This window comes from Aequorivita vladivostokensis, from assembly GCF_000952855.1.
GTDB classification, from domain to species: domain Bacteria; phylum Bacteroidota; class Bacteroidia; order Flavobacteriales; family Flavobacteriaceae; genus Aequorivita; species Aequorivita vladivostokensis.
In genome coordinates this window covers 358,274-376,371 of the sequence record NZ_JSVU01000001.1, presented here as the reverse complement: position 1 = coordinate 376,371, position 18,098 = coordinate 358,274, and the positions used below count along the sequence as shown (strand labels likewise).

Below are 18,098 nucleotides of genomic sequence, written 5' to 3'. Positions count from 1 at the left end.
CCTGTTTATATTTTGGCCCTTTGGTATTGCAATGGCCATTCCACATCTACCCCCAACTCAGTAGCGGCGTGCAAAGGAAAATACGGTTGCCTTAGGCTTTCGCGGGCATAGAGGATCAAGTCGGCTTTTCCAGTTTTCAAAATTTCCTCAGACTGCTCGGCGGTTGTGATTTGGCCCACGGCACCCGTTAGGATATTTGCCTCTTTTTTAATCTGCGCCGCAAAGGGAACTTGATAGCCCGGTTTGCTGGGAATGGTTGCCTTGGGAACGTTTCCGCCGGAAGAAGTATCAATCAAATCAACTCCCAGTTTTTTAAGTTCAACTGAAAGTTTTACGGCATCTTCAACCGTCCAACCGCCTTCGGTCCAATCGGTCGCGGAAATCCTTACGAATAATGGTTTTTCTTCCGGCCATTCCTTTCGGACAACTTCAGTAACTTCCAATAGAAATCGAATTCTGTTTTCAAAACTTCCACCGTATTCATCGGTGCGTTCGTTTGCCAATGGTGAATAGAATTGGTGAAATAAGTAACCGTGGGCGGCGTGTATTTCGACTACATCATAACCGGCTTTTTCCGCGCGACGGGTTGCTTCGGCGTAATCATTTTTTACTTTTTCAATCCCCAAAGCATCCAAGGCAATCGGGGCTGGCTCTCCTTCGCGAAAAGGCAAAGCGGATGCAGATACCGTTTGCCAACCGTTTTTATCTTCTGGCGCAATTTTTCTAGCACCATCCTTTGGTAACTGATAGCTCGCTTTTCTGCCCGCGTGCGCCAATTGGATTCCCATCAAAGCATCTTGCGAGTGGACGAAATCTACAATTTGTTTCGATTTTTCAATATGTGCGTCTTTCCAAAGACCCATATCGCCGTGGGTAATTCTTCCCTCGGGCGAAACGGCCGTTGCTTCCTGAATTATCAAGGCAGAGCCCCCAACGGCACGGCTTCCGAGATGCACGAGATGAAAATCGTTTGCAAACCCGTCAACACTGCTGTACATGCACATAGGTGAAACCACCATTCGGTTTTTAAAGGTTTTCGATTTTATTTTTAGGGGGGAAAAGAGGATGCTCATTTTTTATTATTTATTGCTATTGTTTATTATCCAGTGGAAACACCCACGTTATGTCTTTTTGGGACAAGGCTTTTAAATAAATTTCAGAAATCCGAAAATACTTCTGCTTTTTAAATAACTGAAATCACTTTCGTGATGATAGGCTTCGCGCTCAAATGAAATATTTCTATAGGCTTGGTGCCGGTTTTTATATTGGAACCACCTGACAAGAAATTCAATACCATACCATAAATAGAAAAAAACCAACAGCAATTCTGCTTGTTGGCGAAGGTGAATTTTTTCGTGATTCAAAAAAACGGCATCCCTTTTCTGGCCGTGATGTCTTAAAATAAGAAAAGGCCAAAGCGCCATTCCGTCGAAATTCTTTCTTAAAAGTTTTGCTCGGACAAGGAGAATCATTTCGGGATTTATCAATTTGGGATTAAGGATTGTTTAATTCGGGATTTGAATTAACCAATCCCGAATTAACGAATCACAAATTTATTGCTTCAAAAATTGTCGCAACACATATTGAAGGATACCCTCATTTTGGTAATACGCCACCTCAATTGGAGAATCCAGCCTTGCGATGGCTTTGAATTCAATTTCCTTGCCATCCTCGTCTTTGGCAGTAACCGTTACTTTTTTTGAAGGAGTCAAATCGTTCTCAATGCCCGTAATACTGAAATATTCCTTACCGGTCAACCCGTGCGATTTTGCACTTTCACCTTCTAAATATTCCAAAGGCAGCACCCCCATCATAATCAAATTACTGCGATGGATGCGTTCATAACTTTCTGCCAGAACGGCCTTAACGCCCAAAAGAAAAGTTCCCTTGGCAGCCCAGTCGCGGGAAGAACCGCTACCGTATTCCTTGCCGGTAAGCACGATGAGCGGGGTTTTATCCTTTATATATTTTTGTGCGGCATCATAAACCGTCATTTCCTCTCCCGATGGAAGATGGGTGGTATAGCCACCCTCCCTGTTTGCCAATTGGTTGTTGATACGCACGTTGGCAAAAGTACCGCGGACCATCACTTCATCGTTTCCACGGCGGGAACCATAACTGTTGAAATTTTTCTTCTCCACACCTCTTGAGATTAAATATTTACCGGCTGCGGAATCTTCCGAAAAAGCCCCGGCCGGCGAAATGTGGTCTGTAGTAATGCTATCTCCAAGGGCCAAAAGCGCACGGGCTCCTTCTATATTCTGAAGTGGCTTGGGGTCGTCGGAAAGGTTATGGAAAAATGGCACTTCCTTAATATAGGTAGAATCGTCCTGCCATTGATACAACTTATCATCGGGTACTTCCAGATTTCTCCAAATTTCATTGCCTTCAAAGATTTCGTCATAATTCTTTTTGAAATCTTTAGCCGTAAGTACCGTTTTCATTACTTCGTGAATTTCATCGTCCGTCGGCCAAATATCCTTCAGAAAAACCGGCTTGCCATTACGGTCAAAGCTCAAAGGTTCCTCGGTTAGGTCAATATCCACCCTTCCCGCAATGGCGAAAGCAACCACGAGCATAGGCGACATCAAAAAATTCATTTTTACCTGCGAGTGAATTCGGGCCTCAAAATTTCGGTTTCCAGAAAGCACGGAAGTAACTATTAGGTCATTTTCGTCCACGGCCTTAGAAATTTCAGGAGGCAACGGACCCGAATTACCGATACAGGATGTACAGCCATAGCCCACCAAATGGAACTGTAAGGCTTCCAAATCTTTTAATAAATCGGCTTTTTCAAGATAGTCTGTAACAACTTTTGACCCCGGTGCCAAGGACGTTTTTACCCAAGGTTTCACGTCGATGCCGTGTTCTCGTGCCTTTCTTGCAACCAGCCCCGCACCTATCATTACAAATGGATTGGAAGTGTTTGTACACGAAGTAATGGCAGCAATGGCCACGGCCCCGTCTGAAAGCATATACTTTTCGTTGCCCTGCGAAATCCAAACAGTTTTTAAACCATTCTTTATTTTGGCCTCAATCTCAACGTCGGGCGCCGGACGGTGGGATTGTTTTACCGGTTGGCTTCCACCTTCCTCCTTCCAGCGGGTAATGGCCTCTTCGCGTTCGGAGTGTTTTATGTATTTTCTTCCGAAGGAAGCGTGTTCAAGTTCAATAAATTTATCCTTCAACTCAGTAAGAAGGATTTTATCCTGTGGGCGTTTAGGCCCTGCCACAGTTGGCTGAACAGTGGAAATGTCCAATTCCAGCACATCGGTGTATTTAATCATTTCCTCATCTTGCCTCCAAAGCATATTCGCTTTGCAATAATCCTCTACCAATTGGATCTGTTCCTCGCTGCGGTTGCTGTCCCGCATGTATTCTAAGGTTTTATTGTCTATGGGGAAATAGGTAATGGTACAACCAAACTCGGGCGACATATTCCCGATGGTCGCCCTATCCGGAACCGAAAGATTATCCAAACCAGGACCAAAAACCTCAACAAATTTGCCCACAACCCCGTATTTCCGTAACAGGTTGGCAATGGTGAGCACTAAATCTGTAGCGGTGGAACCCACAGGAAGGTCTCCGGTAAGTCTCAAACCGATTACCTCGGGGCTTATAAAATAGATGGGTTGGCCCAGAATGGCGGCCTCAGCCTCAATACCCCCAACGCCCCAGGCTACTACCCCAATTCCATTTACCATAGGCGTATGGCTATCGGTACCCACCAAGGTATCTGGAAATACCATGCCATCGCGCGCAATGGCTCCCTTGGAGAAGTACTCCAAATTCACTTGGTGGCAAATTCCCATTCCCGGAGGCACAACGCTAAAATTATCAAATGATTTCTGCGCCCATTTTAAAAAAGTATAGCGCTCCTTATTGCGCTTGTATTCCTCTTCCATATTTCGTTGGTAAGCGTACTGGGCGGCAAAATAATCTACCTGCACACTGTGGTCTATCACCAAATCTACCGGAATCAATGGATTTATTTTTGAGGCGTCCCCACCCTTGCGTGCCATTTCGGCACGAAGTGAGGCAATATCTACCACTGCCGGAACCCCAGTAAAGTCCTGCATTAAAACACGAGCAGGCTTAAACGCCACGTCTTTTTCACTTTGTTTGGGCGACCAATTCAGGACAGTTTCCAAATGCTCCTTGGTAACTGAGAAATCGTCGTAATTTCGCAGGGCATTCTCGAGTAGAATCCGAATGGAGAAAGGCATTTGCTTTATCTTATGCCCTTGTTTTTCAAGTTCGGGAAGGCTGTAATAAATAAGTTTTTCTTTGGAGGTATCCAGTGTTTTCTTGAGGTTGTAGATGTCTTGTTGCATGATTAGAGAAATTAGATACTAAATTTAGTCAATATAAAATACCTTGGCACACAAAGAAATTTGTTTAACAGGGCGTTAACAGATTTGGACAAGCCCCTGATAAATACAAAAAGCTCCCGGGCATAAAAATCCCGGAAGCTTTTCTCCTCCCATTTTAAACCTAAATCACTCCTCAATGGTTAGGTTTCCAATATATCGGGAAGCGTTTGAAAAGTCATCAAAATAAGATCTTAATCAACTTGCAGAATACAAAAAATCTCTATTTTTTAGCAAAATCGCAAACCAATCTTTAATTTTATTTTAAAGTTTCCGAAGACTAAAAATTTCCAAAAACTCTAACAAATCCCTATCTTTAGATTAAAAGAAAAATTAATTTAAAAAAAATGTCATGAAAAATTATAAGGTAGGCGACCACGTAAAATGGAACTCAGAAGCTGGCCATGTATCTGGGAAAATCATAAAAGTACACCATTCAGATTTTCAATACAAAGGTTATACACACCATGCCAGCAAGGACGACCCACAGTACGAAATAAAAAGCGACAAGACAGACCACATTGCGGCACATAAGGGTTCCGCACTTTCAAAAGTTTAAAGAAGAGACTTATTTTGCAAGTTCAATAAGTTTCGCGAGGGTGCGATAGTTTCGGGTAGTGGCGGCAACTCCCAGTTTTTTCTCAAAAAAGTTGTTGTTGCATTTGGCAACACCATATCCTTTGGAAGCAAAAAGATACACGCAATTTTCAGTAATATTGAATTCTTCGCCGGGGTATGCCTCTTGGCTTACTTTATCCATTAAATTTTTTGCTGGCGGCTCATTGAGCAGGATAAAATAAGAAGCCTTTTTCTTTTCTTCGGAAAATGGACAGGCGGCAAGAATCCTTTCAATTTCAGAAACTGTTTTTACCAATACGGGAACTTCAAACCCGAACGATTTCTGTATGCCTTTACTGATTTTTTCAGTTAAACCGGTTTTAGATTCCGATGCAAATACAACGTTTCCGCTCTGTATATAAGTAACAACATCAGCCAACCCCAACTCCTCAAAAAGTAGTTTTAGGTCCGCCATTTTCATCTGTTTGTTGCCCACGTTTATTCCACGCAGCAGAGCGATGTAGGTTTGCATATTAATAGGATTGGTGTTGGTGTAAAACTCTCCAAATTCTTATTTCATTATCCTTGATCTCATAATGCAAAGAAAAACGGAAATGTTCTAAAGCAACAACCCGAATAGAATCATACTTAATCTGAAATGCTTGCGGTATCAACTTTACAACTTCTAATGTATTAAAGATATCATCTAAGAACAGATCTCCTTTTTGAGCAAGATCATATTGGCATTTCGCCCTATAAATATCAAGCTTGGCATCCTCCGAAAAGAATATTTTATCTGCCATAGTTCTTTTTTATTTCCTCAGAACTATACCATTTTAACTTCCCTTCTGCATCGCGTTTCTTTAATACATCTATCATAGCCTTGTATTCCTCACTTGGCTCTGCCAAACGTAGTGCGGTTTCTTCTAAAGACCATTCAATAAAATTTTTAAGAGAACGTTTGTTCATTTTGGCTTGGTCTTCTAAAATAGCTATCGTTTTATCATCCAGTTCGATCAATTTTTTTGTCTTTCCCATTGTATATAGATTATATATATCAAATATATACAAACAGTATAACAAAACAATAAAGTAATTAAAGATTTTGCGAAACGATATACCCGCCCGTCCAAGCATTTTGAAAGTTGAAGCCGCCCGTAATAGCATCTATATTAAGCACTTCGCCAGCAAAGTAAAGGTTTTTGCAAATTCTGCTTTCGAAGGTTTTGAAGTTTATTTCCTTTAAATCTACGCCCCCAGCGGTTACAAACTCTTCTTTAAAAGTACTTTTCCCATTTACCTCAAAAATTCCAGCGGTAAGTTGGTTTGCGATGTTCTGAAGATTTTCCCGCGTGGCATCGCCCCAAGTAAGGGTTTCGGCAATTCCGGAGGCTTTTACCAGACTTTGCCAAAGCCGTTTCGGGAGGTCGAACTGTGCATATTTGAAAATAGTTTGCTTTCCTTGGATATTTTTTATTTCCTTTAAAGAATCCAAAACTTCTTCTTCGGAAAGGTTATTTAACCAATTCACCTCAATATTGAAATGATATTTTAAAGGCTCCAACAATCGCGCGCCCCAAGCCGAAAGTTTTAAGATTGCGGGGCCGCTCATTCCCCAGTGGGTAATTAACAATGGACCTTCATTTTCCAAAATCCCCCTTCCGTCTTCCGCCCTTTGGGGGCGGAAGCCACCTTCCCCCGATTGGGGGAAGGAACCCGTTAAAATTTTAATTCGTGCATTCGTGGTAATTCCAGCAAGATCAGCAATCCGTACATCCTTAATATTAAAAGTGAAAAGTGACGGAACCGCCGGCACAATAGTATGCCCCAAACATTCCAGCAATTGCCAGATTTTTGGATTGCTACCCGTTGCAACCACAACTTTTGGTACGGAAAAAGTCTCGGTAGTTGTATTTATTGTGAAATGATCCGCCTCTTTTTGAATCTCTTTTACAGATTGATTAAGAAGAATCTCAACCCCCAAACGCTTTGTTTCGGAAAGAAAACAATCGATTATCGTTTGCGAAGAATCCGAGACTGGAAACATACGTCCATCTTCTTCAATTTTTAGCTCCACTCCCCTTTTTTCAAACCAGGCAATGGTATCGCCAGTCATAAACGTGTGGAACGGCCCCAAAAGTTCCTTTTCGCCCCGCGGATAGTTTTGCGTCAATTCTTTTGGGAGAAATTCGGCGTGGGTGACATTGCAGCGTCCGCCGCCGGAAACTTTCACTTTAGTGAGCACTTCCTTTCCGCGTTCGAGAATTATAATTTTAAGTTTCGGATTATTTTCAGCAGCATTGATTGCCGTGAAAAAGCCCGCAGCACCGCCGCCAATTATTATGACATCGGCCTGTTTCAAGCCAGGACTTTTTCTTCCGCAAAAGATTCGCAGAGAGTGATGGTTTCCTTTACATCATCAAGTGTTGTTCGAGGATTTATCAAACACATTCTTAAAACAACTTGTCCGTTAAGTACTGTAGTTACAAGCAAAGCCTGTTTTGAATCGACCACATTTTTGGAAATTCGTTGGTTCAGTTCATCCAGTTTTTTCTCTGAAAGTTTGTTACCAATCGGGTTATATCTAAAGTTGATCACAGCCAAAGTTGCGGGTGAAATCACTTCCCAATTGGAGCTTTTTCGAAGAAATGCTTCCGTAGCCTCGGCCAATTTCACGTTATACGAAATCGCTTTTCGGAATTCGCCCATTCCAAAGGTTTTTACTGACATGTAAAACTTCAATGCCCGGAAACGGCGCGTCAACTCAATGCCGTGGTCGTAAAAATTTATTTCGGAAGTATTGCCTTCAATATCGCGTAGATATTCAGGCTTTTCGGTGAAAGTTCCTTTCAGCCATTTGTGATTTTTAATCAACAAACAACCGATTTCGTACGGCTGGAAAAACCATTTGTGCGGGTCCACGGTTAGTGAATCTGCTTTTTCAATTCCCTTTAAAAGCTGTTTTCCGTTTTCGGCAAGAATTGCAAATCCGCCGTAAGCGCCGTCAATGTGGAACCAAATGTCTTCCTTTTTACAGATTTTCGCAATTTCTGCAAGCGGATCAACCGTTCCCGTATTGGTGGTTCCGGCCGTTGCAATCAGGCAAAAAGGCTGCAAGCCTTCCAATCGATCCTTTGCGATTGCGTTTTTCAATTTATTCAATGAAAACTTGAATTCGCTATCCGTTGGAATTACCCGAATCTGCTCTTTTCTAAAACCCAAAACGCGGATTGCCTTTATGTTTGAAGAGTGCGCCTGATCAGAAAGATAAATTACGGCCTTGCTGAAATCATCACCGCACTTTACGGAACGCGCGGTAACCAATGCGGTTAAATTCGCCATAGAGCCACCGCTGGTGAAAATCCCGCCGCCCTTTTTCTGCGGAAAACCGAACATTTTCAGCAGCCAGTTCATCGCCACGATTTCCATTTCGGCAGCTGCGGGCGAGGCCGCCCAACCCCCAGAAAATATATTGAATCCCGAAGCCAAACTATCGGCCATCGCGCTGATATAATTGCTCGGCCCCGGCACGAAGGAATACGATTTTGGATGCGAAACAATGTTACTTTTGGTCATCACTTCTTCCAAAACAAAATTTAGTACCTTTCTTGGGTCACTGGGTTTTTCGGGCGCATCCTCAAGAAATAATTTTTCCATTTCTTCACGGGATCCCGAAACCACGGGCAGCTTTTCGTTCTGGGTTGCAAAGTGTTCCACAATGGCATCAACCACCTCATAACCATAAGTTTTCATTTCCTCTTTACTCAATTCCAGCGTAGCTTTATTCTGAATTTTCACGTGTTTGTTTTTTGAATTTTTTTGAAGGCCTACCGAAAAGGGGCAGGCGGTTGCAAAATTACGGTTTTAGAAAGGGATTTTCGGAATAACCACAATAAAACACGAAAAAAAACCTAACAGGTCTTTGAGACCTGTTAGGTTTAGCGCTACTGAAATTTTGAAAAATATTTAGTTTTAAAAAAACCCCAACGATTTTTTCAAATCTTTGGGGTCAATTATATTTCGACTTATAGATTACTCCACAATCATCTTCTCAGTAACGGTTTGCGCATCATTTCTGAAATTCACAAAATACAATCCTGAAGGAAGATTTATAGGTAAACTGTTTTGCCCTTCAGAAATGATTTCCGAAGAAATCAAATTGCCCTGTACTCCATAGATTTCAACTGTTGAAAAAGAAAAGATATTGTTGAAATTGATTTCATTTTTCACCGGATTTGGATAAAAGCTGAAGTTTTCAACGGCATTATCGGCAACTCCCAAAATACCGCAAAGGAATGGATCAAAAGTCACCAGACCCAAAGCAGGATCGTCCACATTGTGGAAAATAACGTCCTCCACCTGCTGCTCAGTGCTTTGTTGGCCCTCAATCCAGCAATTATGCTTTGCTGAAATCGGGTTTGCGGTATTGTTGTAAAGCGCATAAACCTGGCCTCCGTTTTCGTTTTCGGCGAAAATATTCTCACCGGGATTGTTTGCATCGTCTCCAAGATTCGCTGATGCCGAACCTTGAAGTGTTATTCCCCAAAGGTTTCTTCTTATTTCATTGCCCGAAATAATCACATCTTCACTCGCGGTGGAACTATTAAGGTTGATACCGCTTCCGCCAAGATTTGGATCGCCCTGAATGTTATTGTCTTCAATAATGTTGTTTGTGATTTCCGCAGAATCATTTATTCCCAGAATTGTAATTCCGTAGCGATTGCCGCGAATGATGTTATTATCGATAACCACGTTTACATTACCGCCCACAAAGTTGGCAATGGCAATACCGCCGGCTAGTTCCAAAGCAGGGTCGCCGATGATTGTATTTTGAATAATTTCCGTAAACTCATTGGCCATGGTAGGACCCAAATTTATTTGCGGACGGTTGCTGTTGGCTTGGTTATTTCCTTCAATCATATTATTGAAAATATATGCCGAAACGGTAGAATTTGCTGCCGAACCGATTGCGGGATTTTCATTGAAAGAAATGGTATTGTTTGTAATTTGTGGCATTCCACGAGAAAGCTGTATAACCGCACTTGTAGTTGCTCCCGAAACATTATCGGTAAGGGTGCAATTATCTATCGAAAAAGTTTCGGTAAGAACCCGAAGCCCACCTCCATTATCAATAACAGCATTTCTAATATCTATTTCTGAAAACTCTTCAAAACGGAAACCTTCGTAAGGGGCGTTTTCATCCAAAGCCGTAATGGTTACCGCATTTGAATTTACCGTAAATGCCCCAAAAACGGTTATGAGTTTTGCGTCATCAATTAGGAGTGTCAAGTCTGAATCTATGATTACTGCATCATTTTCCGCAATTGTAAGATTTCCCAAAAGGGTATAATCGCTGCCGGAAATTGTGATGGTCGTGGGACTTGCCGCTGCAATGTCATCCAGCGTCCAGATTACGCCAGTATTTGGAGTGGTATAATCCTGTGCAAAGGCGATAAAAGTTAGAAAAAGTAAAAAAGTACTGAGGATAATTTTTTTCATGATTTTGGTTTTTTTTGAAAGCGTAAAAGTAGGGATATGTGTTTTAGCAAAAAAGAGAATTGTACGGTTTAGCATTTTGAAAAAACCTAACTTTGGAAAATGGTTTTATACATTCTGATAATCTTTTTTATCATCAGCCCCTTCTTTCCGGCCACGGGAAACCCACATTGGTTTTTCCGTACGGCAGATTTTGTAAGGCTTCAATCGCTCTTTATCCAACTTATTTTATTGTGTTTGTTTCTGTATTTCGAAGAAAATTTTACTGTTTTTAGTTGGATATTGCTTGTAGCTTTGGGCGCCACTATGCTTTATCAGCTTTATAAAGTATTTCCGTACAGTTCTCTTTTCCCTCGAAGAAGATCGCAGGCCGAAAGTGATGGGCATGTTTCAATTTTAGCGGGAAACGTGTTGCAGACCAATTCCTGCTATCCCGATTTTTTAAATGAAGTGAAACGTTTTGACCCCGATTTGGTTTTAACGATGGAAAGCAACAAAGACTGGGAAAATTGTCTTTCCGAAATTGAAAAAAACTATCCGTTCACCGTAAAAGTGCCTTTGGAAAATTTTTACGGAATGCACCTTTATTCAAAAAAGGAATTGAAAAACGTGGAAGTGAAATACCAGATTGAAGATGACAAGCCTTCAATCTTTTTCGATTTTCCCCTTGAAGGAAATCCTCCTATCTTTTTCTGTTGCCTGCATCCCGCGCCGCCAAGCCCAACCGAAAACGAAACTTCAAAAGAGCGCGATGCCGAACTGATGCTTACCGGAAAAAGAATTCGTGATTTGGACAAGCCCACCGTGGTTTGTGGCGATATGAACGATGTGGTTTGGAGCCGCACCACCCGACTTTTCAAAAAAATGACTGGAATGATCGATCCGCGCGTGGGCCGGGGTTTCTTTTCTACCTATCACGCAGATTATTTCTTTTTGCGTTTCCCGTTGGACCATCTTTTTCACACCCGCGATTTGTACGTCGGCAAAATGGTCCGTTCCAAAAATTTTGGCAGTGATCATTTCGCTATGTATTATGAAATTCATCATAAAAAAAAAGTCCAGACCCCGAAAAACCCAAAATTGAACGGAGATGATAAAGAAGAGATTGAGGAGTTGATTGAAAACGGAAAGGACAATCAATAAAAAAAACCCTTCATTTCTGAAGGGCTTTTGTTTTGTACAGGCGGAGAGACTCGAACTCTCACACCTCACGGCACTAGATCCTAAGTCTAGCGTGTCTACCAATTCCACCACGCCTGCATCAAAATCCTTTACAACACTTAGGACATATTGTAAAAGGAGTGCAAATATAAATAATACTTCTAAATGAATACCAACTTATTTTGAAAATTTTTTGAAGGTTTTTTATTCGCGCAGCCAAGCTTTCATTTTGGGGAAGGCATCCTTACCTTCCACATCAGTTAGCCCCATCCATTGCAATAGCGGCAAACCTATATAATTTTTACCCTCAAACTGTTCCCGAAGCCAGATTGCTTCCCCTTTATAACCGTCTTCGTGAAAAACAATTTCGGGAGCCAAACCTATTTTCTTCGCTGCGGCATAAGACCATAACAATACCGCTATTTCATCACCGGCTTTTTCTGCATTATTTTCAATTACGTTATCGTTTAAACCATTTCGCTCTTCTGATTTTGTTACCGCAATATGTCCCGCCTCGTGCACTAAATCTCCGGGATATTTAAGCTTTTGCAAATCAATTTGCAAGCTTCCATTCTTAATTTGAATGCCCGGCAAAAAGGTTTCTGTTTCAATTTCGGTGAAATTATATCGGATGGAAATTTCATCAAAAAACTGAAAAATCCGTTCCAAAATCGAGTCACGTTCTTTCCTCTGTTCCATTAAAGCTCCTTTTGTAATTGCAGTATCATTTCCCTGGAAATTTTGGTATCCATCAATTTCAATTGTTCAATCATTTGCAGTTTTGTTTCGCGGGAATATTCAGTTTGGACGTTTTCAGCTTCAAAATTATAGCCACTTTCCGCAAATAATTTATCAGACCAATCATTGCGCAAACAGTCCATCACCAAGTGGATTCTATCGGTTTTTCCTTCGTTGCGAACGCTGTGCGGTAAGTTGAAATTGCCGTACCAACATTCCTCGGGGAACATTTTTACTTCATCATGATTGATAAAAAAATGAACATTTTTATTAGTAGTAATTGGAATGTGGATTCTGAAAATCCCATCTTCATAGCCCAAATTATAATCTGTGTGTTCTTTGATTACGCTTCCGGGTTTTAAATTTAAAAGTCTGATTGATTCCTTTTCGCATTCAAAAGAATCGATAATTGCTCTGAAATAGGTGCATTTTTGAAGCAACTCCGTGTCCCTATATTTTTTTTCGGTCTGTGGAAGCGCAAAAATATTGTTCATTTCGCCATTTTCGGAGCGTAAAGAGATAGAAGTCCAATCGCCCGAATAATCATTTTTGTTGAAGTGTGAAGTGAAATTATAGTTTTTGCAAATCGCTAGATCATCCAAAAGTTTTTCTTCCGAAAAGTGAAAAGGCAATTTCAAAAAAGCAGTTTTCATAAAATGAAAGCGTTGGTTCACCTGCCAAATTACGGCATTTTTAGTACTTTTAGAAAAAATAATATATCAGAATGAAAAGTGCTAAACCTTATATTGAAAAAAACAAAGAACGGTTTTTGGATGAATTGATCGAACTGTTGAAAATACCTTCCATCAGCGCCGATTCAGCTTACAAAAAAGACGTTTTAAAAACTGCGGAAGCCGTAAAAAAGCAACTCGAAAAAGCAGGCTGCGATTCGGTCGAAATCTGCGAAACGCCCGGTTACCCCATTGTTTACGGCGAAAAGATAATTGATAAAAAACTGCCGACCATTTTGGTTTACGGCCATTACGACGTGCAACCGCCAGATCCGTTGGATTTATGGGACAGTCCGCCGTTTGAGCCGGTCATAAAAAAAACAAAATTGCACCCCGAAGGCGCCATTTTCGCCCGTGGAAGTTGTGACGACAAAGGCCAAATGTATATGCACGTAAAGGCTTTGGAATATATGACCAAAACCGACCAACTGCCCTGCAACGTAAAATTTATGATCGAGGGTGAAGAGGAAGTTGGCAGCAGCAGCCTTGAATGGTTCGTTACCAAAAACAAAAAGAAATTGGCCAACGACGTTATTTTAATCAGCGACACGGGAATGATTGCTAAAGACGTTCCATCAATAACAACGGGGCTTCGTGGCCTGAGTTATGTGGAAGTGGAAGTCACCGGACCAAACCGTGATCTGCACAGTGGATTGTACGGAGGCGCAGTGGCAAACCCGATAAACGTTTTGACAAAAATGATTGCATCGCTTCATGATAAAAACAATCATATCACCATTCCGGGGTTTTATGACGATGTTGAAAAACTTTCCAAAAAAGAACGCGAGAAAATGGCGGAAGCACCCTTCAGCCTTGAAAATTATAAGAAAGCTTTGGACATTGACGCCGTTTATGGCGAAAAGGGATATTCTACCAACGAACGCAATAGTATCCGCCCAACTTTGGACGTAAACGGAATTTGGGGCGGTTACATTGGCGAAGGTGCCAAAACAGTGATAGCGAGCAAAGCATTTGCGAAAATAAGCATGCGTTTGGTACCTAACCAAGACTGGAAAAAGATTACCGAGCTTTTCAAGAAACACTTTGAAAACATCGCCCCCGAAGGCGTTCGCGTAAAAGTGAAACCGCACCACGGCGGACAGGCTTACGTTACGCCAATAGATAGTTTGGGCTATAAAGCTGCTGAAAAAGCGTACGAAGAAACTTTTGGAAAAACGCCGATTCCGCAGCGAAGTGGCGGAAGTATTCCAATTGTTGCGCTGTTTGAAAAAGAACTGAAAAGCAAAACCATTTTAATGGGCTTCGGTTTGGATAGTGATGCCATCCACTCGCCCAACGAACATTTTGGGATTTGGAACTATTTAAAAGGGATTGAAACCATTCCGCAGTTTTATCATTATTTCACCGAATTGAGCAAGTAATTTTCATATAAGCTAAGTTTCATTTAAAGGCATTTTAAAATCCCCTGATTGCATCCCCTTAAGTGTAACTACTGATAATCAATAAATTCGCTACCTTTAGGATTCAATATAGCTAACCAAATATTTTGAGTTGTGAAGAGGGGCAAAAGTTTCTGGGATGAACTAAAGCGGCGCAATGTAATAAAGGGAGCCATTTCATATATAGTGGTGTCATGGCTCCTTATTCGCATTGCTGCACTGTTGAAGGATATTACGGAAATGCCACTTTGGATTTCCAAAAGCTTATTTTACCTGCTTTTGATAGGTTTTCCTATATATTTATTGCTTACTTGGATTTTTGAATTTACACCAACTGGTTTAAAGCGAACCAGTAAAGTAGCCGAATCTGCTTCCATCCGAAAAAAGACTGGAAAAAAACTCAATAAAATTATAATTGGAATATTAGCGCTTATTCTTGTTGTTCTGGTTATTGACAGATTTATTATAACCGACAGAAAAAATAACAATACTTTCGTTAATCTTCCCATAGCAATGAATTCCAAAACCATTGCGGTCCTTCCATTTGAGGATTTTTCTGAAAAAAACGACAACGAATATTTTGCGGATGGACTTACGGAAGAACTTCTGAATTTATTATCGCAGATCAAAAATCTGAAAGTTACTTCCCGCACCTCAACCTTTTCTTTTAAAAATTCAGACTTACAGATTCCCGAAATTGCAGAAAAACTAAACGTTACGTATGTCTTGGAAGGTAGCGTACGCAAATCTGGAAACTTACTGCGTATTACCGCACAGCTTATTGAAGCAAAAGAAGATAAGCACTTATGGTCTGAAACGTATGATAGAAATATGGATAACATATTTGCAATACAGGACGAGGTTTCCGAAGCTGTGGTAAAAGCACTGGAGCTAAATTTGTTGGATTCAAAACCGCTTCCCAAGTCGAAAAAAACCAATCCCGAAGCCTATAAACTTTATTTACAGGCAGTGCACGCATATAATTTTTCCAGCGATGAACAGAAACTCGTAGAAGCCGTATCCCTGGCGAAAAAAGCATTGGAAATAGACAATAAGTATGTACCAGCCTGGCTGCTACTTTCAAGGGTGTATGAAACCCAAGCCAATAACGGAACCTTAGGTTTTAAGCAAGGATATACATTAGCCAAGGAAGCGGCAAATAAGGTATTGGAGATAGATCCTGAAAATGCCTTGGCCTATGCATATTTGGCAGATATTGAATTAAGCTATGAGTGGAATTTTACCAAAGCCCAACAATTAAATGCAATAGCCCTAAAACTGGACGGCTCAAATCCTGAAATAATAAGCCTTACATCTACGCTTGCACTGGCTTTGGGCAAGGTGGATAGTGCCGTTAGACTTCAGGAATATTCAGCAAGTTTAGACCCCCTAAATCCCGACTCCTATTATCAGTTGATGAATGCATATTATTGTGCGGACCAGTTAGACAAAGCCGTGGCAGCTTCCAAAAAGTGTATAGAATTACAGCCCAATCGCTATGCAGTGCATTATTATTACGCGCGAATCTTATTGCAACAAAACAGAACTGAAGCCGCTTTGGAAGCTATTAAAAGAGAAGAAGATGAAGGATGGAGCCTGCAAATTTATGCCGACATATATTATAAATTGGGCTATATGGAAAAATCTGATGCCTATATGCAGGAACTCATAGCAAAATACACCAATGATATGGCCTATCAAATTGCAGAAAGCTATTCCTTTAGAAATGATACCGAAAATGCTTTCAAATGGCTGAATAAGGCGTACGAGGTACACGATGTTGGGTTGAACGAAGTATTATCCGAACCCCGCTTTCGGAATCTGCACTCCGATAAAAGATGGCAAAAATTCATTGACAAAATGGGCTTTCCTAAAACTGAAAACGGTAAATAATGAATCTAAATAATTTTTTTAACGAGCTGAGAAGAAGAAATGTCTTTAAAGGCACCGTTTCATATTTGGTGTTTTCGTGGGTATTGCTGCAGGTCATAGCCATACTCACCCCTATTATTAATGCGCCCGTTTGGGTGGGAAAAATGATTTTAATCATTTTGATCGTCCTGCTCCCGGTTTGGGTCTGTATTTCATGGTTTTTTGAAATTACGGCCGATGGCATCAAAAAAACCAGGAACGTTCCCAAAGAAAAATCCATAACCCAAAAAACGGGTCAAAAACTCAATACTTTCATCATTGCTTTTTTGGCGCTCGCGATAATTTTATTGTTTGTAGATAGGTTTAGGTTGCGATCCCAAAAAAACGAACCCGCCATAGCTCTGGAAACGAATCCTGAAAAATCCATAGCCGTTTTGCCTTTTTCAGACATGTCACCGAACAAACAGCAAGGTTATTTTGCCGATGGCCTGGCAGAAGAGGTGCTGAACTCGCTCGTTAAAATAAACGAACTGCAGGTTACCTCGCGTACCTCCGCCTTTTCATTTAAAAATAAAGCAATGGACTTGTCAGAAATAGCCAAGACGCTGCAAGTGGCCTATATTCTTGAAGGCAGTGTGCGTTCCCAAGACAGCGTTATAAGGGTAAGTGTAAACCTTGTTGAAACTAAAGGCGACAACAATATTTGGTCCCAGAGTTGGGAAAAGGAACTAAAAAACATTTTTAAAATCCAAAATGAAATTGCCGAAGCAGTAGCTGAAAACCTTCAATTGCGGATATTGGATAAAATAATTCCGAAGACAGAAGAACCAAATACCGATGCCTATACCCTATTTTTGGAAGGCAGGCATATATTTCACAATAATTTTGACGATTCATCTTTGCTCAAAGCTGAACAATTATTGAATAAATCTTTGGCTATAGATTCCACTTATGCTCCAGCTTTAATAACATTGGGCAATATATATCACTCAAAAAATAATTTTGGAATTATTGATTATGAAGAGGCTAAAAAGCTCACATATCAAGTGGCAGAAAAAGCCATACAAGCAGACAGCACCTATGCAGAAACTTATGCCTTCCTGTCGTTGTTATCTTTGGAATATGAAAATGATATCGGAAAAGCCGGAAGACTCGCCGAAAAGGCTTTGCGCTTAGAGCCCAATAATGAAACAGCCCTCCACAGGGCGTCAGAAGTAGCGCTGTTGCGTGGTAATACAGAAGAGGCCATTGCAATCCACAAAAAAGTAATTACACTCGACCCCATAAATGCTGGCAATTATTACAGTCTAGCCAACACCTATTATATGGCGAAAAAATTCAAGGAGGCCGAAATAGCTATAAAGGAATCTATTGACTTAAATGCCAATCAAGATGTTGCATACTCATTATATGCGCTAATATTAATGAACCAGAAAAGATATAAAGAAGCCTTAGAAGTCATAAAAAAAGAACCTTTGGAAGGATTCAGGTTACACATAGAAGCTATAGTATACCATTTATTGGGTGATGAGGAAAAATCCAATGCCGCGTTGACTAAAATGATCAATGAATATGAAAAAGCTTGGAGCTTTCAAATTGCAGGAACCTATGCAGTACTACAAGATAAAGAAAAAATGTACTATTGGCTGGAAAAAGCCCGGACGTACAATGACCTTGGGTTAATAGAATTGCCAAACGAACCTATGTTTGAAGCCTATAGAAACGAAACTCGTTTCAAGGAGTTTATGAAAAAATTGGACTATAAATATTAA

The 18,098-nt window shown here is 40.8% G+C and carries 16 protein-coding genes and 1 tRNA gene; 5 read left to right on the top strand and 12 right to left on the bottom strand.

From position 1 onward, the window contains the following. Positions 1 to 5 precede the first annotated feature (5 nt). The 3 genes from MB09_RS01680 to acnA all read right to left on the bottom strand — a co-directional run bounded on the left by MB09_RS01680 (position 6) and on the right by acnA (position 4,334). The gene (locus MB09_RS01680) at positions 6 to 1,073 is read right to left on the bottom strand and encodes an NADH:flavin oxidoreductase/NADH oxidase (RefSeq protein WP_045079115.1); all 1,068 of its coding nucleotides are present in this window, start codon (positions 1,071 to 1,073) and stop codon (positions 6 to 8) included. A gap of 72 nt (positions 1,074 to 1,145) precedes the next feature. After that, positions 1,146 to 1,472 carry a hypothetical protein gene (locus tag MB09_RS01675; RefSeq protein WP_045079338.1) on the bottom strand — a complete coding sequence of 109 codons (327 nt, stop codon included), beginning with the start codon at positions 1,470 to 1,472 and terminating at the stop codon, positions 1,146 to 1,148. 81 nt (positions 1,473 to 1,553) lie between these two features. Beyond that, on the bottom strand, positions 1,554 to 4,334 hold the full coding sequence (gene acnA, locus MB09_RS01670; protein WP_045079114.1) for an aconitate hydratase AcnA: 2,781 nt from the start codon (positions 4,332 to 4,334) through the stop codon (positions 1,554 to 1,556). A gap of 388 nt (positions 4,335 to 4,722) precedes the next feature. On the opposite strand from acnA, the gene MB09_RS01665 reads away from it, so the two are divergent. Then, on the top strand, positions 4,723 to 4,929 hold the full coding sequence (locus tag MB09_RS01665; RefSeq protein WP_045079113.1) for a hypervirulence associated TUDOR domain-containing protein: 207 nt from the start codon (positions 4,723 to 4,725) through the stop codon (positions 4,927 to 4,929). Positions 4,930 to 4,938: 9 nt separating this feature from the next. Here the strand turns inward: MB09_RS01665 and MB09_RS01660 are convergent, their stop codons facing one another. From MB09_RS01660 to MB09_RS01635, 6 genes are all read right to left on the bottom strand, one after another. Further along, a complete protein-coding gene (locus MB09_RS01660; protein ID WP_045079112.1) occupies positions 4,939 to 5,460 on the bottom strand; it encodes a DUF1697 domain-containing protein in 522 nt (173 codons plus the stop codon). Between the two features lies 1 nt (position 5,461). After that, positions 5,462 to 5,731, bottom strand: a complete 270-nt coding sequence (locus tag MB09_RS01655) for a type II toxin-antitoxin system RelE/ParE family toxin (protein WP_045079111.1) — start codon at positions 5,729 to 5,731, stop codon at positions 5,462 to 5,464. Next, entirely contained in the window at positions 5,721 to 5,966 is a 246-nt protein-coding gene (locus tag MB09_RS01650; RefSeq protein WP_045079110.1) for a hypothetical protein, read from the bottom strand. The genes MB09_RS01655 and MB09_RS01650 overlap by 11 nt, the downstream gene beginning before the upstream one ends. 58 nt (positions 5,967 to 6,024) lie before the next feature. Beyond that, on the bottom strand, positions 6,025 to 7,290 hold the full coding sequence (locus MB09_RS01645) for a BaiN/RdsA family NAD(P)/FAD-dependent oxidoreductase (RefSeq protein ID WP_045079109.1): 1,266 nt from the start codon (positions 7,288 to 7,290) through the stop codon (positions 6,025 to 6,027). After that, positions 7,287 to 8,681: a pyridoxal phosphate-dependent decarboxylase family protein gene (locus MB09_RS01640; protein WP_045079337.1), complete on the bottom strand. Its 1,395-nt coding sequence runs from the start codon at positions 8,679 to 8,681 to the stop codon at positions 7,287 to 7,289. Before MB09_RS01640 ends, MB09_RS01645 begins: the two co-directional genes overlap by 4 nt. A 279-nt stretch (positions 8,682 to 8,960) precedes the next feature. Then, positions 8,961 to 10,427, bottom strand: coding sequence for a T9SS type A sorting domain-containing protein (locus MB09_RS01635; RefSeq protein ID WP_045079336.1), 1,467 nt, complete (start codon positions 10,425 to 10,427; stop codon positions 8,961 to 8,963). A gap of 99 nt (positions 10,428 to 10,526) precedes the next feature. Here MB09_RS01635 and MB09_RS01630 point away from each other — a divergent pair, with 99 nt between their 5' ends. Next, the gene (locus tag MB09_RS01630) at positions 10,527 to 11,567 is read left to right on the top strand and encodes an endonuclease/exonuclease/phosphatase family protein (RefSeq protein WP_084709007.1); all 1,041 of its coding nucleotides are present in this window, start codon (positions 10,527 to 10,529) and stop codon (positions 11,565 to 11,567) included. Positions 11,568 to 11,602: 35 nt separating this feature from the next. Here the strand turns inward: MB09_RS01630 and MB09_RS01625 are convergent. The 3 genes from MB09_RS01625 to MB09_RS01615 all read right to left on the bottom strand — a co-directional run bounded on the left by MB09_RS01625 (position 11,603) and on the right by MB09_RS01615 (position 12,976). Beyond that, positions 11,603 to 11,684, bottom strand: a tRNA-Leu gene (locus tag MB09_RS01625). A gap of 105 nt (positions 11,685 to 11,789) precedes the next feature. After that, entirely contained in the window at positions 11,790 to 12,284 is a 495-nt protein-coding gene (locus tag MB09_RS01620; protein WP_045079108.1) for a hypothetical protein, read from the bottom strand. Next, on the bottom strand, positions 12,284 to 12,976 hold the full coding sequence (locus MB09_RS01615; protein WP_045079107.1) for an aspartyl/asparaginyl beta-hydroxylase domain-containing protein: 693 nt from the start codon (positions 12,974 to 12,976) through the stop codon (positions 12,284 to 12,286). The genes MB09_RS01620 and MB09_RS01615 overlap by 1 nt, the downstream gene beginning before the upstream one ends. Positions 12,977 to 13,047: 71 nt before the next feature. On the opposite strand from MB09_RS01615, the gene MB09_RS01610 reads away from it, so the two are divergent. From MB09_RS01610 to MB09_RS01600, 3 genes are all read left to right on the top strand, one after another. Continuing rightward, positions 13,048 to 14,436: a dipeptidase gene (locus MB09_RS01610; protein WP_045079106.1), complete on the top strand. Its 1,389-nt coding sequence runs from the start codon at positions 13,048 to 13,050 to the stop codon at positions 14,434 to 14,436. A 132-nt stretch (positions 14,437 to 14,568) separates the two neighbouring features. Next, positions 14,569 to 16,347, top strand: coding sequence for a TPR end-of-group domain-containing protein (locus MB09_RS01605; protein WP_045079105.1), 1,779 nt, complete (start codon positions 14,569 to 14,571; stop codon positions 16,345 to 16,347). Further along, positions 16,347 to 18,098 (top strand): tetratricopeptide repeat protein, encoded by a 1,752-nt coding sequence (locus tag MB09_RS01600; protein ID WP_045079104.1) that lies wholly within the window; start codon positions 16,347 to 16,349, stop codon positions 18,096 to 18,098. Before MB09_RS01605 ends, MB09_RS01600 begins: the two co-directional genes overlap by 1 nt.

What these genes read in the sequence shown, in the direction of transcription:
- MB09_RS01680 (WP_045079115.1), bottom strand. Translation starts at nt 1,073, where the DNA reads ATGAGCATCCTCTTTTCCCCCCTAAAAATAAAATCGAAAACCTTTAAA.
- MB09_RS01675 (WP_045079338.1), bottom strand. Translation starts at nt 1,472, where the DNA reads ATGATTCTCCTTGTCCGAGCAAAACTTTTAAGAAAGAATTTCGACGGA.
- acnA (WP_045079114.1), bottom strand. Translation starts at nt 4,334, where the DNA reads ATGCAACAAGACATCTACAACCTCAAGAAAACACTGGATACCTCCAAA.
- MB09_RS01665 (WP_045079113.1), top strand. Translation starts at nt 4,723, where the DNA reads ATGAAAAATTATAAGGTAGGCGACCACGTAAAATGGAACTCAGAAGCT.
- MB09_RS01660 (WP_045079112.1), bottom strand. Translation starts at nt 5,460, where the DNA reads ATGCAAACCTACATCGCTCTGCTGCGTGGAATAAACGTGGGCAACAAA.
- MB09_RS01655 (WP_045079111.1), bottom strand. Translation starts at nt 5,731, where the DNA reads ATGGCAGATAAAATATTCTTTTCGGAGGATGCCAAGCTTGATATTTAT.
- MB09_RS01650 (WP_045079110.1), bottom strand. Translation starts at nt 5,966, where the DNA reads ATGGGAAAGACAAAAAAATTGATCGAACTGGATGATAAAACGATAGCT.
- MB09_RS01640 (WP_045079337.1), bottom strand. Translation starts at nt 8,681, where the DNA reads ATGAAAACTTATGGTTATGAGGTGGTTGATGCCATTGTGGAACACTTT.
- MB09_RS01635 (WP_045079336.1), bottom strand. Translation starts at nt 10,427, where the DNA reads ATGAAAAAAATTATCCTCAGTACTTTTTTACTTTTTCTAACTTTTATC.
- MB09_RS01630 (WP_084709007.1), top strand. Translation starts at nt 10,527, where the DNA reads ATGGTTTTATACATTCTGATAATCTTTTTTATCATCAGCCCCTTCTTT.
- MB09_RS01620 (WP_045079108.1), bottom strand. Translation starts at nt 12,284, where the DNA reads ATGGAACAGAGGAAAGAACGTGACTCGATTTTGGAACGGATTTTTCAG.
- MB09_RS01615 (WP_045079107.1), bottom strand. Translation starts at nt 12,976, where the DNA reads ATGAAAACTGCTTTTTTGAAATTGCCTTTTCACTTTTCGGAAGAAAAA.
- MB09_RS01610 (WP_045079106.1), top strand. Translation starts at nt 13,048, where the DNA reads ATGAAAAGTGCTAAACCTTATATTGAAAAAAACAAAGAACGGTTTTTG.
- MB09_RS01600 (WP_045079104.1), top strand. Translation starts at nt 16,347, where the DNA reads ATGAATCTAAATAATTTTTTTAACGAGCTGAGAAGAAGAAATGTCTTT.